The following is a 16,059-nucleotide window of genomic DNA, read 5'->3' as shown; positions in this document are numbered from 1 at the left end:
TAGCGGTCAAAGGTTTGGCTGGGCTATTCGCCCGGGCGACTCCCGGAGCCTCACTACGTCCCGCGGATCGTCGGCATCCTGCGGCGACTGAGGAGGCGGACATCCAGCCGTCGTTGGCGGCAATATCGCTTTAATTTCAAGGCCGACGCCGACGTGTTTCAGAATTTGATTCCGCCGTGCTTCAACGATCACTTTACAATCGTTGACGTTGTCATTCTCGATACCAACGGCTTGGCCGATCCTGATTTCCTTTGGCATGCAACGGCCGCCGGCCGCCTGTGTCGCGGGATCTTCGCGCCTGGAAAGCCATGTGGAAGGTCTTGACAGTCGCTGGCATTTTCCACTCATCTGCGCCGTACAAAGCGGGCGAAAGCCCTCAATGACCGTGGTTCGCGGCCTGAAGGGCAGGAAGGTAATGGCGAACATGAAGTCAGTCGAGGACGCTGAAGCAAACCGTGCTGCGGCAGAAATGCCGTCGAGCCAATATCATGCGGATGTGATCGTCGTCGGAGCCGGTTTTACCGGACTTTCGGCGGCGGATGTGCTGGTTTCCGCGGGACTAGAGGTCATCGTGCTGGAAGCGCGGGATCGCGTCGGTGGACGGGTGGAGCCGGCGGCTTTTCCGGATGATGTGCGGGTCGACATGGGCGGCCAGTTCATCTGCGAGGAGATGCCGGAGGTCATGGCGCTGACGCGGCGGTTTGGCTTTCCTTTGATGGAAACGCCGATGGAGGGCGCCTTCCTCGTTCAGCCGGATACCGCCTTGTCGGAGGCCGGTTACCGTTTTGCGGAATCCGGCCGTATCCGGGCGCGCGCAAACAGGATCGACCCGCGCAATCCGGATATCGCCGGCCTGACGGCGGAAGCCTGGCTTGCCCGGCAGAGCGATGCTCCGGCTGCCAAGGCCGGCTATCAGGCGATGGTCGAGGGGCTTTGGTGCCGCCCGATCAACGAAATGCCGCTCTGGTACCTGATCGATACCGACCGGCGCACCACCAGCAATGGCAATGAACTGCAGTATTCTGTCGAAGGCACGATGCATGCCGTTGCAGACGTCCTGGCGGTGACGCTTGGCCCCCGCTTGCGGCTCGATACCCCTGTCACGCATATTGCGCGAACGAACGGGGTCGTAGTGGTGACCACCGGCAACGACGGCGTGTTCACGGCACGGCAGGTCATCGTTGCCGTGCCGCCGGTGATGGCGTCGCGGATAACCCATGAACCTGATCTGCCGGCTCCGCTGATCGATGCATTTGGTGTCTGGAAGAGCGGTGCTGTCATCAAGGTGCTGGTGCGGTACGAGCGGCCTTTCTGGCGTGATCATGGATTGAGCGGCATGGTCATGTGGCGCGATGTTCTCGGGCTTTTCGCCTGCGACGTCAGCAGCGAGCGGGCGGCGGCGCTGGTGGTGTTTGCGGGAGGTTCGCTGGCTGCTGAGTGGAGCGGCAAAGGTGCCGAATTCATTCAGTCTGAAATCGTCCGCCGGCTTGCTGCGGCGTTTGGCAAAGAGGCTCACGCTTACACGGATTTCTTGATGCGCGACTGGGTCGATGATGCCTGGAGTGGCGGAGGCTATAGCGACGTCATCATCGGCATCTCGGCCTATGACGCGGAAACAATCATCCGTGCCGGTGCGCCGCCCGTGCATTTTGCCGCATCGGAACTGGCTTCGTCATTCCCGGCCTATATCGAAGGCGCGATCGTTGCCGGTCGCGAAGCCGCCGCGCGGGTGATGGCATCGCTACCCGCGTCGCACCAGCCGGCAGACGCCGCCAGCGCGCCCGGATCGTAGGCCAGCCGGATCGGCACGCGGTGTCCGCGACGCCGAAATTGTTCGTCTTCAAGACCGGGAAAGGTTTGTCGGCGCGGGCGCGTCGCTCATCGCCGCAGGCCTATTTTTCCAGCTCCGGATAGACCCGGTCGAGAAAGCCGGGGCGCAGCTTCTCGCCGATCATGCAGTCGGTGGGCGGGGCGGTCTGAACCGGAACGATCCGCTCGGCCGGGCCACCGCGGCTGACTTCCATGACCAGCTTCTGGCGGATGGCGACGGCAAAATCTTCCGGCTGATGGACCGGTAGGACGAACGAACCGGGGCCGCCGATGACGCAGTCGGCATAGTAGCGGTCAAGCGAGCCGGCACTGCCGGAGGGACGGATGAGAATGGCAAGGCCATTGATGACGATGCCGCTGGTAACTGCCGCGTCGCGGGCAGGGTCGACCGGGGGACCGAGATTGTTGGGGCCGTCGCCGGATACGTCGATCACCCGGCGCATCGCATCGAAAGGGCTGGTGGCGATGAGTTTCGAGGCAAAGGAGATTGCGTTGGAAATGGATGTGCCCCGGCGGGTATAGACCGGCCTGGAGGCGAGCTGGTCGGCCAGCGCGGCGGCATCCTGTGCGTCGTCAATCAGCAGCCAGCCGACCACCGAGGTTTCGTTGACGCTGCCCGCCCATTCGAAATAAGCGATGGCGATACGGCCGTTGAGGCCTGCCGTCACCGCGTTGATGAAATCCGGATGGCGCAGGGCCTCGACATAGCCCATGCGCTGTACCCGCGCTTCATCGAGGTCCATCGAGCCCGACATGTCGACGGCAAGCACCAGCGCGACATCGACCTGCGCCGCGCCAGGCGCCGGAGTCACAGCGGCGGCGCTCGAGAGACTTAAAAGCATCGCAAGTGTTGTGAACATCATGTCATCCAATCACTGCTGCCGGTCGTAAGAAGCAAAAAGTGTAGCACAGGTCTTTCGTCAGGCGATGGTTTCGGGTGCCGGCGAGTTCAACAATCGGTGATTTGCCGATGTGCTGGCCATGTGGTGAAACTTGCGGTTGACCGGAGTACTCGATGCAATGCTTCTGAAAAATGACACCGACACGGTCCTGCTTGACCGGATCCAGCGAGCGGCATTCAGCTATTTCCTTGAGTTCGCCAATCCGGACAACGGATTGATTGCCGATACCTCGCTTGCGGGTGCGCCTTCGAGCATCGCGGCGACGGGATTCGGGCTTTCCGTCTATCCCGTGGGTGTCGAGAGAGGCTGGATGAGCAGGCAGGACGCGGCAGCAAGGACGCGGGCAACGCTGCGCTTTTTTGCCGAAAGCCCGCAGAACCGCGACAAGGACGCGACCGGATATAAAGGGCTCTACTACCACTTCCTCGACATGAAGACGGGAAAGCGTACATGGCGCAGCGAACTGTCGCTGATCGACAGTGCGCTTCTGATCGCCGGCATGCTGACGGCGGCCGCCTACTTCAATCAGGAAAACGAAGTGGAGGCGGAGATACGTTGCTTCGTCGCCATGCTTTATGCGCGGGCCAATTGGGCCTGGGCGCTTGACGGCAAGGAGGCCCTGTGGCTCGGCTGGAAACCGCGGACGGGGTTTCTGCCCTATCGCTGGGAATCCTATAGCGAAGCGATCATCCTCTACGTGCTTGCGCTGGCCTCGCCATCCTATCCGATCGGCAAGGAGAGCTATGACGCCTTTGCCGCCAAGTTCGACTGGATGATGGTGAAGGACAAGCCGTTCCTCTATGCAGGCCCGCTGTTCATCCACCTGTTTTCGCACGCCTGGATCGATTTTCGCGACATCCGCGATACGGCCGTTGCCGAGTACGATACCGATTATTTTGAAAACACCTGCCGCGCCATCGCCGTGCAGCGCGACTATGCCGTCAGCAATCCCGGGGGGTTTGCCGGCTATGCCGCCGATATGTGGGGGCTGACATCCTGTGACGGTCCGCAGCGGCCCCGCCGTTTGCACGATGGGCGGCGGCAGCTGTTTTCCGGCTATGCCGCGCGTGGCGCCCCGTTGGGGCCGGACGACGGCACGATTGCACCATGGGCGCCGCTCGCCTGCCTGCCGTTCGAGCCGAACGCCGCCATGTCGGCGACGCGGCACATTCTTTCGAGTTACCCAGGCGTGATCGACGAGGGACGCTTTGTCGGCAGCTTCAACCCGAGTGTTCCCGGCAAGACGCCGGAGGGCTGGCTCAACAATCGCAGCGTCGGCCTTGACCAGGGACTTCTGGTGATGATGATCGAGAACCATCGCAGTGGCCTGTTCTGGGACGTGCTGCGCGAATCGCCGGTCATTCGGCGTGGCCTGATGCGAGCAGGCTTTTCCGGCGGTTGGCTATGAGATAGGCGAGCTGCCAAAAGACGATGGGCGGAGCCTTTGGACGACAACCTAGACATCGGCAGTTCGCCAGTTTCCGACCACAAGCAAGCCGAAGATGCCATCGCCTGGCAGGCGGAGCGTTTTCCGCAGGTCGCTGTGTCGCTGGACCCTGGAGCGGCTGATTTTCTGTCCGTCACTGACGCATGGTCTCGGGGCGGCAGCGTGATCGACGGTTTGTTGGACTACCAGACCCGCTTTGCCACCGGAATGGACGACCGCACGAAGGGCGCACACCTCATTTCCTTCTATAGCCACCATCTCGGCATTGCCGCCGGGGCTATCTATCTGAGGACGGGCCTCGTTGCCGATCTCGGTCCGGACAGTCTGGCAATGCGGTTCGAGCCTTGCGAAGGGAATGAAGCACACCGATCCGGCAAAGCTCCTCCAGCAGATGCCCGCCGCTTTCATTTCCGCCTCAGTCGATGTTTTCACAGCAACAACGGCGCATTGCTCTTTCACGATCTCCTCGTTGAAAGTTTCACACCCGTGATCGAAACGCTGCAAGCCCGCACGGGCCTTTCGCCCGTCGCGCAATGGCGGCTGGCCGCCGACGGCCTTGCCGGGGCCTTTCTGGAGATCGGCATGGCCTTGGGCGAGGAGGAGCGGGCGATGGCCGCCGCACTCGCGATCGTCAAGAAGGACGGCTCGCCGCTGTCGTCCAGCGCATTGCGCTATGAGCGGGTTGATGCCGTTTGCAAGGGCGCTCCGGTCGAGCGCATCTTTCGCCTCAGAAGCGGCTGCTGTCTTTACTACCGGACGGAGGGCGGAGACTTCTGCGATGTCTGCGTTCTGCTGGATCCGGATACGCAAAAAGGCCGCCTGCGCGCCCATATCGAGCGCACCGGCGGCCTCTGATATCGGTTGCGGCCCGGGATATGCCCGTGCCGCAAAAATGCCGGTTCAGGCCGGTTTCAGAAACCGGTCGTTCAGGTAGCCAGAGATCACGCCGAGCACGATCCAGAACGCCAGCGTCGTTGCCAGCGCCGCGACCGCGAATTCCGCGCCGAGAACGGCGGGAACCGGGCTTGAAATGTCGGACGGCTGCGGCGCGCCATAGACATGCGGCGCGGCGATCAGCACGAGGCCGATGATCTTGGCGGCGATTTCACCGCGCAGGACGATCAGATAGAGGCCTGCGACGGAGAGAACAATCGTTGCGATCCACCAGATCTGCCGGTCGTGAAGATCGGCGGCAGGGAAGCCGGGCAGTTCCGGCGGCAGGCCGATGGCGGGCAGAAGGTGAACGGCAAGCCAGCCGCAGGCCCCCCAGAGCGCACCGTTGCGCAGGGTGATCGGGTGGTTGAAGACAAGGCTCGCTCCGGCGAGAAGCAGGCCGAAACCGGCGCCTGCCACGAGATTGGCAAGCAGCGTGCCGGAAAACCGGCTCATTCCGAACATGATGCCGCCTTCTTCGTGCTCGCCTTCGTGGGCGTAGGCTGGCGTAATCGGTGAGATTGCCGACAGAATCTCGCCGATCAACGAGGATCCTTGGAGCGATGAGTGCTGTTGTTGGCCTTCTGTGGCGCCAGCCGGCGGCTCGGCCCCGGGTTCCTTGCCTTCATATTCCTCGGCATGCAGGATCAGCGGAACCACGCGCAGTTCCTGCGCGGCGGTCATGAAGACGCCGGCGATCAATCCAGCCACCAGCGCGGCCAGAAGTGTTTTGACAATCATTTTGATACCCCCAGTTCAAGCGGAGCCGGTCTGTTGTCAGGGCTCGCACGCTTGTCGTGTTTCAATTCCCCACGGTAAACGCCGCCCGATGCCGAGGCATGGGCGCAACTTACCTCCGCGCGGCTTCCCATGGAAACGCGCGATCCTGTTTGCTGATAGGCCGTGAAAAGCGCGAGGCTTTCCACATTGCCGCATCAATGGCAGGGGAAGCCGTAGGAATGGCGAACGTCGTGCGCGGTGTCGTGCAGCACTGCTGAATTGGCAAGACCGGCGCCGAAAACCAGGAAACCGCCGATCAGAAGGGCGAGAATACCGGCGGTGATGCGGTCGTTGATGGAAAGCGGGACGCTCGAAACTGTAGTCGTAGCCATGACAACCTCCGTGATGGCGCGTGGGATTTCTCCCACCAATTGGGCACCATGCCCTTCATCAACCGGCAGGTTTCCTGGCTCGCGGCGTCAGGTGCTTTCGCACCAAGGAGCTTGTCTCACCTTCCCAAGGCACAAGCCGAAGCCCGCCGCCGCAGTGGCTTTTACCGGCTGAACATACCGGTATAACAAAACTCTGACCGCTCTACAGTCGCGGGGTCGGCCGTGATTGAGATGCCCAGAATGGGTCCATCCGTCACGTTCCCATTTACTCCCCGAAAGCGCCTCGCTCCCAGGGAACCAATTGATCCAACGATGATTATGCCGTCGCTCCGGTCATGTCAATTCGGGGCTGCGACGTGCCATGCCGCATTGCCGCCGCTGTTTTCCGACGTTTGCTGGCAACCCCGCTTCCGGAATGCGCGTATAAATCGCGCCGGGTGCAACTATTTGTCTTGAAATAACACTGAATGGTTGCTTGTATTGCCGAATACATTTCGCGCTCGACGAAACAATAGTTCTTTAGGAACCTTTGTGCAGAATAACGCACACGCTGACGCGCTAAGAATCATTCGCAGAGAAAACAATGAAGGCGGCGAGGTCCGAACAGGAATTCCAGAATATTCTTCGTCGTCTGGGTCTTGCGCTTGACGCGTCCCGGATTGGCGTGTGGGAACACGACACACAAAGCGAAGAGGTCATCTGGGATTTGCAGATGCACCGTCTCTACGGCACCGGCAGAAAGCAAAAGCGCGTCGCGGCGAAAGTCTGGATGAACGCGATCCATCCCGATGATCTCGATCAGGCCCTGGCTGATTTCGATGAGGCCATTGCGCGCAAGGGTGCCTATTCCTCCGAATACCGGATCGTTTTGCCGGGGGGCGAAATCCGCTATTTGCGCTCGCGCGCCGATTGTTTCGAGGAAGACGGCAATCTGACGTTCATCGGTGCTGAATGGGACGTGACGGCAGATGTGTTGCTCAATCGCGAACTGCAGCGACAGAAAGCGATCGCGGAGGCACGGGCGGTTGCCCTTGAAGCGAGTACGCGGCGGATCGAGTATGCCGCCGAACACGACTATCTGACCGGACTCCCCAATCGCCGCTTCTTCGACCGGCATTTGGCGGAGCTTGCCGAACATGCCGGCCTCGAAAAACTGGCGATCCTTCATATCGGCCTCGATCGGTTCAAGCAGGTCAACGACGCGGCCGGCCATGCGGTTGGCGATGACGTGTTGAAGTCGTCCGCCAAGCGGATTGCAGCGGCTGTGCCGAGGAACTCCTTCATTGCCCGCGTCAGCGGCGATGAGTTCGCCGTGCTGATCGCAGACTTTTCCTCGCTGGAGGATATGAAAACGCGCGCCGAACGGCTGGCGCAGCAATTGAAACAATCCGTCTGGCACAATGACGAAGTCCTGCGCATCGGTGCGTCGATCGGACTTGCCGCCGCCAGCGGCCGAAATGTCGCAAACCTTCTGGCGGAGTCCGATATTGCCCTGCACCGCGCCAAAAAACTCGGCCGCGGCAGGGTGGAGGTGTTTTCGGCGCAGATGAAAGCGCAGCTCAACAATGAGAGGCGCGTTGGAAAGCAGCTTGCGCGCGGCCTGGAGAAGGGCGAATTCATTCCCTACTATCAGGCACAGGTCGACGCGCGGACCCGCCGGATCGTCGGCATGGAAGTTCTGGCGCGCTGGCGCCATCCGAAACGGGGATTGCTGCTGCCGGCTGAATTCATCGAGATCGCCGGAAATCTCGGCATGCTGGATGACCTCGATGCTGCAATCCTGAAGGCCGCGCTGAAAGATCGGCGAGGCTGGATGCAGCGGGGTGCGCATGTTCCGCGGATCGCGGTGAACGTATCGGCGGCCCGGCTGTCCGATCCGCTCCTGATCGATGAACTCCAGCAGTTGGATATCGAGCCGGATACGCTCTCATTCGAATTGCTGGAAACCATCTTTCTCGATGACAGCGAGGATGGCGTGCTGTCCAATGTTGCCGGGCTGAAAGCGATGGGGATCGACATCGAGATCGACGATTTCGGCTCCGGTCACGCTTCGATCATCGGGCTGATGAAGCTGAAGCCGCGGCGGATGAAGATCGACAGGCAACTGGTGCTGCCGATCACGACGTCGCGCGAACAGAAGCGCCTGCTACGCTCGATCGTCGATATCGCCAAGGCGCTCGACATCGAGGTGATTGCCGAAGGCGTCGAGACGCTGGAGCATGCAAAACTCCTGACTCGCCTTGGCTGCGATATTTTGCAGGGTTATGCGATCGCCTATCCGGTTTCCGCCGACGACATGCTGGCGCGGCTGATGGAAAAGCAGGACCTGGAGTTGGTCGGGGAGCATTGAGGGCGGCACCGTCCTTGCCTACAGTTCTTACCTAAGGGGCGAGCAGTTCCTGCATGACGCCGATGATGCGGCGGTGCTGGTGTGCGTGACGCGTGCGGATGCTGGTGGCGGCATAGACTGCCTGCGCAATGGGCGGGGCATCGGTCACCGGAACCGCGAGGCCTTCTTCTGCCAGCCGCAACGCCGTTTGGCTTGTGACATAGGCCGCTCCGCCGAGCGTCTTGAGCAAGCCGGTGATGGCGATGTTCTGTCCTGAAGCAAGCGGTGCCGCCGACAGTTGCGGCAGCGCCAGGCGGTGGGCTCTGTCGAAGGCCGGGGAATAGACAGCCTGGATATAGGTTTCGGGCCGTATCTCGGCGACCGTCCGCGCGGAGGTGCTGACCAGCGTATAGGTCAGCTCGCCGATACGCTCATAATGCAGGTCGGGCAGGTAGTGCGGCGTATAGAGGATGGCGAGATCGAGGTCGCCGGCGGCGAGGTCGCGGTTCATCTGGCTGGAGTAATCGGCCTCCATATAGATCGACGTTGCCGGCAGATCCGTCCGGATGGCGGAGAGCCAGCGACCGGCGAAGGCTTCGGCCAGATCGTGCTGGATGCCGAGCCGCATGGAACGCTCATAGGCACCGGCATTTTCCACCGCCCGCGTCGCCTCATGCCACTGGTGCTGCAAGGCCTTTGCGTGATCGAGGAAGCGCAGGCCGGATGCCGTCGGCGCCGTGCCGCCCTTGTTGCGAGTGAAGAGCTTGCGGTTGAACTGCGCTTCCAGCGCCTTGACGCGGTGGGAGACGGTCGACTGGGTGATGTTCAACCGCTCCGCCGTGCGGTTGAAGCTGCGGGTTTCCATCAGGTCGAGGAAGGTTTCGATGAGATCAATCTGCATTGGTGAGTCCGGTGTCGTTGGCGAAGACCCCACCCCAACCCTCCCCACAAGGGGGAGGGAGCTGACCGAGTAAGCCTTGCTTCCTGTACCTTCGTGCAAAGGACGGCGGCATCCTGGGTAAACTCCCTCCCCCTTGTGGGGAGGGTTGGGGAGGGGTCTTATTCATTGCCAATCTAATCGAATTCTTCGATCAATAAAGCGAAATCCAACCGCTTGATGCAAGCGCGCTTCGTTGCCAAAACTGATCCCAAACAAGGGAACAGACATGTCGAATTTGCCGTCTCATGCTCGCGTCGTGATCATCGGGGGAGGTGCGGTGGGGGCCTCGGCGCTCTACCATCTGGCCAAGGCCGGATGGACCGATTGCGTGCTTCTGGAAAAGAACGAACTGACGGCCGGTTCGACATGGCATGCGGCCGGCAATGTGCCGACATTTTCGTCGTCCTGGTCGATCATGAACATGCAACGCTATTCGGCCTCGCTCTACCGCGAGCTGGGCGCGCTGGTCGATTATCCGATGAACTATCACGTCACCGGCTCGATCCGGCTTGGCCATTCGAAGGAGCGGCTGCAGGAGTTCAAGCGCGTTGTCGGGATGGGCCGCTATCAGGGCATGGACCTCGATATCCTGTCGCCCGACCAGATCAAATCGAAATACCCCTTCGTCGAAACCCATGACCTGACCGGCGCACTCTACGATCCTTATGACGGCGATATCGATCCGGCGCAGCTGACGCAGGCGCTGGCCAAGGGCGCGCGCGACATGGGTGCGAAAATCTTCCGCTTCTGTCCCGCCACGGGCGCGCGCCGGGAAAACGACGAGTGGGTGATCTCGACGCCGCAGGGCGAAATACGCTGCGACTATGTCGTCAACGCCGCCGGTTATTATGCCCGCGAGGTCGGAAAATGGTTTGGCCGCGACGTGCCGATGATGGTGATGAGCCATCAGTACATGCTGTTCGAGGAAATTCCGGAACTGGCGGCCTGGTCGAAGGAAGCCGGCCACAAGCTGCCGCTTTTGCGCGACGTCGACAGCTCCTATTACCTGCGGCAGGAAAAGACCGGGATGAACCTCGGTCCCTACGAGAAGAACTGCAAGGCGCACTGGATCACGCCTGACGATCCGATGCCGGAAGACTTTTCCTTCCAGCTGTTCCCCGACGATCTCGAGCGGCTGGAATGGTATCTGAACGATGCCGTCGAGCGCGTGCCGATCCTCGGCACGGCTGGCCTGTCGCGGATGATCAACGGGCCGATCCCCTATGCGCCGGATGGCAACCCGCTGATCGGGCCGATGCCGGGCGTGCCGAATGCGTTTGAGGCCTGCGTCTTTACCTTCGGCATCTGCCAGGCTGGCGGGGCCGGCAAGGTGCTGGCCGAATGGGTGACCGAGGGGCAGACCGAGTGGGACATGTGGTCGTGTGATCCGCGCCGCTTCACCAGCTTTACCGATCAGCACTATTGCATCGCCAAGGGCATGGAAATCTATGGCCATGAATATGCCATGCATTTTCCGAAACATGCCTGGCCTGCCGGCCGCAACAAGAAGCTGTCGCCAATCCACGACCGGATCGCCGCCCTCGGCGCGCAGTTCAAGCCCTACAATGGCTGGGAGCGTGCCAACTGGTACGCAAAGCCGGGTGACGACACGTCCGAGGAATCCACCCAGACCTGGAACCGGGCGGGGCCATGGCAAAAGCGTATCGAGGAAGAATGTCTTGCGGTGCGCGATACCGCCGGTATTCTCGATCTTCCGGGCTTCTCCCGTTACCGCCTGAAGGGCGAGGGCGCCCGCGAATGGCTGCTCGGCCTCACCACCGGCAAGGTGCCGAAGCCCGGCCGTATCGGTCTTGCCTATTTCTCCGACGATAAGGGCCGCATCGTCACCGAAATGTCGGTCATGGCGCTGGAGGAGGACTTCTTCTTCCTGATCACGGCGGCGACCGCGCAGTGGCACGATTTCGAATGGCTGCAGAAGCACCTGCTTGATGATGCCGCCTTTACGCTGGACGACGTCACGGAAAACTTCACCTGCCAGATCCTCTCCGGTCCGAAATCACGCGATATTCTCGCCGAAGTGTCCGATGCCGATCTTTCCAAGGGCTGGCTGACACATCAGTCGGTGCAGATCGCCGGGCGCTGGTGCCAATTGGTGCGGGTATCCTTTGCCGGCGAACTCGGCTGGGAAATCCACACCAAGATCGATGATACGGCCGCGATCTTCGACGCTGTCTGGGCGGCCGGGCAGAAGCATGGCCTGAAACCCTTCGGCATGGAGGCGCTGGATTCGCTGCGGATCGAGAAGGGCTATCGCGCCTGGAAGGGTGACCTGTCGACGGACTACACCATCCTTCAGGGCGGACTAGAGCGCTTTGTCGATTGGGCCAAGCCTGATTTCAAGGGCAAGGCGGCGCTGGAGCGCGAGAAGCAGCGGGGCGTGACCAAGCGGTTCGTTACGCTGGTGGTGGACGCCGGTGATTGCGATGCACCTTACATGTCGACGCTCTGGCACGGCGGCAAAGTGGTCGGCGAAACGACCTCGGGCAACTGGGGTTACCGTATCGGCAAATCCGTGGCGCTCGGCATGCTGCGCGCCGATCTGGCCGAGCCCGGAACAGAAGTCGAAGTCGAAATCTACGGCGACCGCTTCAAGGCAATCGTGCAGGCCGACGAGCCTCTTTTCGATCCCAAGAATGAAAGACTGCGCGCATGAGCAAGCCGATCCCCACAAAGGCGAGAGCCGTGATCATCGGCGGTGGCGTCTCCGGCTGTTCGGTTGCCTATCACCTGGCGAAGCTCGGTTGGACCGATGTCGTTCTTCTGGAGCGCAAGCAGCTGACGTCGGGCACGACCTGGCACGCAGCCGGCCTTATCGGCCAGCTGCGCGCCTCGCAGAACATGACCCGTCTCGCCAAATATTCGGCCGATCTCTACACCAAGCTCGAGGCCGAAACCGGCATCGGCACGGGCATGCGGCAGTGCGGCTCGATCACCGTGGCACTGACCGAGGAGCGTAAGCAGGAAATCTACCGGCAGGCCTCGCTGGCACGGGCTTTCGACGTCGATGTGCGCGAGATTTCACCGGATGAAGTCAAGGCGATGTATCCGCATCTGAACGTTTCGGATGTGGTCGCCGCCGTACACTTGCCGCTCGATGGCCAGTGCGATCCCGCCAATATCGCCATGGCGCTGGCCAAGGGCGCGCGACAGAACGGCGCGACTATCCTCGAAGGCGTCAAGGTGACGGCGGTCCACAAGAAGGACGGCCGGGTATCGGGCGTGACCTGCGAGCAGAACGGCGAGGCGTTCACGATCGAGACCGAAAACGTCGTCAACGCGGCCGGCATGTGGGGCAGGGAGCTTGGCCTGATGTCGGGCGTGACCGTGCCGCTGCATGCCTGCGAGCATTTCTACATCGTCACGGAGCCTGTTGCGGGCTTGCAGCGCCTGCCGGTGCTGCGGGTGCCGGACGAGTGCACCTACTACAAGGAGGATGCCGGCAAGATGCTGGTCGGCGCCTTCGAGCTGAAGGCCAAGCCCTGGGGCATGGACGGTATCCGCGAGGATTTCTGTTTCGACCAGCTGCCGGAGGATTTCGACCATTTCGCGCCGATCCTCGAAAAGGCGGTTGGCCGCATGCCAATGCTGGAAACGGCTGGTATCCACACCTTCTTCAACGGCCCGGAGAGCTTCACGCCCGACGACCGCTACTATCTTGGCGAGGCGCCGGAGCTGAAAGGCTATTGGGTCGCGGCCGGGTACAATTCCATCGGCATCGTCTCCTCCGGTGGCGCCGGCATGGCGCTGGCACAGTGGATGAACGATGGCGAACCGCCTTTCGATCTCTGGGAAGTCGATATCCGCCGGGCGCAGCCGTTCCAGAAAAACCGCACCTATCTCAAGGAGCGCGTCACCGAGACGCTTGGCCTGCTCTACGCCGACCATTTCCCCTATCGGCAGATGGCGACGGCGCGCGGTGTCCGCCGCACGCCCCTGCACGAACACCTGAAGGCACGCGGCGCGGTGTTCGGCGAAGTGGCGGGCTGGGAGCGGGCCAACTGGTTTGCCAAAGAGGGCCAGGAGCGGGAATACAGATACAGCTGGAAGCGGCAGAACTGGTTCGACAACCAGCGCAACGAACATCTGGCGATCCGGGGTGGTGTCGGCCTGATCGACATGACCTCCTTCGGCAAGATCCGCGTCGAGGGCCGCGATGCGCTGGTCTTCCTGCAAAAGCTCTGTGCCAACCAGCTGGATGTCGCAACGGGCCGCATCGTTTATACCCAGATGCTCAATGCCCGCGGCGGCATCGAGAGCGACCTGACGGTCACCCGTCTCTCGGAAACCGCCTTCCTGTTGGTCGTTCCCGGTGCCACGCTGCAACGCGATCTCGCCTGGCTGCGCAAGCATCTTGCCGATGAATTCGTCGTCATCACCGATATGACCGCATCGGAATCCGTGCTTTGCGTCATGGGGCCGAAGGCGCGCGATCTGATGAGACAAGTCAGCCCCAACGATTTTTCGAATGCCGCCCATCCGTTCGGGATGGCCCGCGAAATCGAAGTCGGCATGGGGCTCGCCCGGGCTCACCGCGTCACCTATGTCGGCGAACTCGGCTGGGAGCTTTATGTCTCCACCGACCAGACTGCCCATGTGTTCGAGGCGCTGGAGGAAGCGGGCGCGGATATCGGCCTGAAGCTCTGCGGCATCCACACGCTCGATAGCTGCCGCATTGAAAAGGCCTTCCGCCATTTCGGCCATGACATTACCGACGAAGACCACGTGCTGGAAGCCGGTCTCGGTTTTGCGGTGAAGACCGGCAAGGGCGATTTCATCGGCCGGGATGCCGTGTTGAAAAGGCAGGACAAGGGGCTATCGCGCCGACTGGTGCAGTTCCGCCTCACCGATCCGGAGCCGTTGCTGTTCCACAACGAGGCGGTGGTGCGCGACGGCCGGATCGTCGGCACGATCACCTCGGGCAATTACGGCCACCATCTCGGCGGTGCGGTCGGGCTTGGCTATGTGCCCTGCAAGGAGGAGAGCGAGGCGGATGTGCTGGGCTCGGCTTACGAGATCGAGATTGCCGGGACGCGGGTGAAGGCGGAGGCGTCGCTTGCGCCGATGTACGATCCGAAGGCGGAGCGGGTGCGGGCATGATGCGGGACACATCAGCGTTTGCCGGCTTTACCCCCCTCTGTCCCTATCGGGACATCTCCCCCACAAGCGGGGAGATCAGCCGAGAGCATTTTGCGCTCCTAACAGTTGAAAGCCGGCGACGGACAAGAATGATCTCCCCCCTTGAGGGGGAGATGTCACGCAGTGACAGAGGGGGGTGCGCCACGCGCTCTTCAGCCTGGAGGAATTCCCATGCTCGCACCTGACACCAAGACCACCACGGCGCCATCGCCCGACCGCATCGACCTACTCGTCGCCGCCCACAAGCCGGGCCATGGCCTGACGCGTCCGTTCTACATGGACGCCGAGATCTACGAGCGTGATCTCGATCGCGTCTTCCGCCGCCACTGGCACTGCGTCGCCCATGAAAGCGTCATCCCCAAGCCGAACGATTTTGAAGTCTTTCGAATGGCATCCGAGCAGGTGATCCTGACGCGTCATGCGGATGGGACGATCCATGCCATCCTCAACGTCTGCCGCCATCGCGGCGCCGAGGTCTGCACCAAGGACAAGGGCAATGCCCGCGTTTTCGTCTGTCCCTACCATGCCTGGACCTATGGCAATGATGGAGCGCTCAAGGCTGCCCGGCTGATGCCGAAGGATTTCAGGCGCGAGGACCATGGGCTGAAGAAGCTGCATGTCCGCGTCGTCGAAGGCCTGGTGTTCATTTCCTTCGCCGAACACCCGCTGGATTTTTCCGAGGTCGAGAACCTGCTGCATGCCACCTGCGGTCAATATGGCTGGGGGCAGGCGAAGGTTGCCTATCGGCAAAGCTATCCGGTTGATGCCAACTGGAAGCTGGCGGTCGAGAACTATGTCGAGTGTTACCATTGCGGCCCGGCGCATCCGGAATATTCGCAGACCCATGCGCTGGAACAGCCGCTGCATATGATCGAGGCGCTGAACGCCGCTATGGAGGAGCGCACCTGCGCGCTCGGCATCCAGGTCGGTTCCGGCGATCACTGGCAGACCTCGGAAGGCGGCAAGGAAACCATCCATGCCTTTCGCTATGCGCTCTATGACGGTGTGAAAACCGGCAGTCAGGACGGTTCGCCGCTCGCCCCACTGATGGGGAGATTTACCGAGTTCGACGGCGGCGTCACCTCCGTCCATCTCGGCGGCACGTCGTTCCTTGTCTGCTATCCCGACCATGGAATGATCTATCGTTTCATTCCGAAAGGGCCCGAGGCCTGCGAGATGGAACTGATCTGGCTGGTCAATGGCGAGGCGGAAGAGGGCATCGACTACGACCTCGAAAAGCTGAAATGGCTCTGGACTGTCACCACGGACGAGGACAAGTCGATCATCGAGCACACCTCGCGCGGCGTGCGCTCGCACTATTTCGTGCCCGGCCCGATCGCGCCGATGGAGCAGAACGAGCTGCGCTATATCAACTGGTATCTGGACGAGATAAGCCGGGCCTGACGGTC

The 16,059-nt window shown here is 61.6% G+C and carries 12 protein-coding genes and 1 riboswitch; of the genes, 7 read left to right on the top strand and 5 right to left on the bottom strand.

Annotated features, from left to right (window positions below; translation table 11 throughout):
• Window positions 1–6: 6 nt before the first annotated feature.
• On the bottom strand, window positions 7–258 hold the full coding sequence (locus tag J2Z75_RS05080; protein WP_209848508.1) for a hypothetical protein: 252 nt from the start codon (window positions 256–258) through the stop codon (window positions 7–9).
• Window positions 259–379: 121 nt separating this feature from the next.
• Between J2Z75_RS05080 and J2Z75_RS05075 the strand changes: the two genes are divergently transcribed.
• Window positions 380–1,792, top strand: coding sequence for a flavin monoamine oxidase family protein (locus tag J2Z75_RS05075; RefSeq protein WP_234937122.1), 1,413 nt, complete (start codon window positions 380–382; stop codon window positions 1,790–1,792).
• Between the two features lie 100 nt (window positions 1,793–1,892).
• On the opposite strand, the gene J2Z75_RS05070 is transcribed toward J2Z75_RS05075, so the two are convergent.
• Window positions 1,893–2,690, bottom strand: a complete 798-nt coding sequence (locus J2Z75_RS05070) for a DUF1194 domain-containing protein (RefSeq protein ID WP_209848506.1) — start codon at window positions 2,688–2,690, stop codon at window positions 1,893–1,895.
• 160 nt (window positions 2,691–2,850) lie between these two features.
• Between J2Z75_RS05070 and J2Z75_RS05065 the strand changes: the two genes are divergently transcribed.
• Window positions 2,851–4,140 (top strand): glucoamylase family protein, encoded by a 1,290-nt coding sequence (locus tag J2Z75_RS05065; RefSeq protein WP_209848504.1) that lies wholly within the window; start codon window positions 2,851–2,853, stop codon window positions 4,138–4,140.
• Between the two features lie 36 nt (window positions 4,141–4,176).
• A complete protein-coding gene (locus J2Z75_RS05060; RefSeq protein WP_234937121.1) occupies window positions 4,177–5,034 on the top strand; it encodes a (2Fe-2S)-binding protein in 858 nt (285 codons plus the stop codon).
• A gap of 45 nt (window positions 5,035–5,079) precedes the next feature.
• On the opposite strand, the gene J2Z75_RS05055 is transcribed toward J2Z75_RS05060, so the two are convergent.
• Together J2Z75_RS05055 and J2Z75_RS05050 are read right to left on the bottom strand one after the other, a co-directional pair.
• The gene (locus J2Z75_RS05055) at window positions 5,080–5,853 is read right to left on the bottom strand and encodes a CbtA family protein (protein WP_209848502.1); all 774 of its coding nucleotides are present in this window, start codon (window positions 5,851–5,853) and stop codon (window positions 5,080–5,082) included.
• A 194-nt stretch (window positions 5,854–6,047) separates the two neighbouring features.
• Window positions 6,048–6,224 carry a CbtB domain-containing protein gene (locus J2Z75_RS05050; RefSeq protein ID WP_209848500.1) on the bottom strand — a complete coding sequence of 59 codons (177 nt, stop codon included), beginning with the start codon at window positions 6,222–6,224 and terminating at the stop codon, window positions 6,048–6,050.
• A gap of 47 nt (window positions 6,225–6,271) precedes the next feature.
• Window positions 6,272–6,541, bottom strand: a riboswitch (cobalamin riboswitch).
• A gap of 266 nt (window positions 6,542–6,807) precedes the next feature.
• Here J2Z75_RS05050 and J2Z75_RS05045 point away from each other — a divergent pair.
• Window positions 6,808–8,574: a putative bifunctional diguanylate cyclase/phosphodiesterase gene (locus J2Z75_RS05045; protein ID WP_209848498.1), complete on the top strand. Its 1,767-nt coding sequence runs from the start codon at window positions 6,808–6,810 to the stop codon at window positions 8,572–8,574.
• 31 nt (window positions 8,575–8,605) lie between these two features.
• Here J2Z75_RS05045 and J2Z75_RS05040 read toward each other — a convergent pair whose 3' ends face one another.
• The gene (locus tag J2Z75_RS05040) at window positions 8,606–9,454 is read right to left on the bottom strand and encodes a LysR family transcriptional regulator (RefSeq protein WP_209848495.1); all 849 of its coding nucleotides are present in this window, start codon (window positions 9,452–9,454) and stop codon (window positions 8,606–8,608) included.
• 265 nt (window positions 9,455–9,719) lie between these two features.
• Here J2Z75_RS05040 and J2Z75_RS05035 point away from each other — a divergent pair, with 265 nt between their 5' ends.
• The 3 genes from J2Z75_RS05035 (at window position 9,720) to J2Z75_RS05025 (ending at window position 16,054) form a co-directional block, all read left to right on the top strand.
• The gene (locus J2Z75_RS05035; RefSeq protein ID WP_209848492.1) at window positions 9,720–12,167 is read left to right on the top strand and encodes a GcvT family protein; all 2,448 of its coding nucleotides are present in this window, start codon (window positions 9,720–9,722) and stop codon (window positions 12,165–12,167) included.
• Complete coding sequence (locus J2Z75_RS05030) at window positions 12,164–14,611, top strand: GcvT family protein (RefSeq protein WP_209848490.1); 2,448 nt, start codon at window positions 12,164–12,166, stop codon at window positions 14,609–14,611. Before J2Z75_RS05035 ends, J2Z75_RS05030 begins: the two co-directional genes overlap by 4 nt.
• Window positions 14,612–14,821: 210 nt before the next feature.
• Window positions 14,822–16,054: an aromatic ring-hydroxylating oxygenase subunit alpha gene (locus J2Z75_RS05025; RefSeq protein WP_209848488.1), complete on the top strand. Its 1,233-nt coding sequence runs from the start codon at window positions 14,822–14,824 to the stop codon at window positions 16,052–16,054.
• Window positions 16,055–16,059 lie beyond the last annotated feature (5 nt).

The sequence above is a fragment of the Rhizobium herbae genome (assembly GCF_017873135.1).
Lineage (GTDB): Bacteria > Pseudomonadota > Alphaproteobacteria > Rhizobiales > Rhizobiaceae > Pararhizobium > Pararhizobium herbae.
Note: the sequence above shows the minus strand (reverse complement) of the source record. Positions and strands in the feature narration are given on the sequence as shown.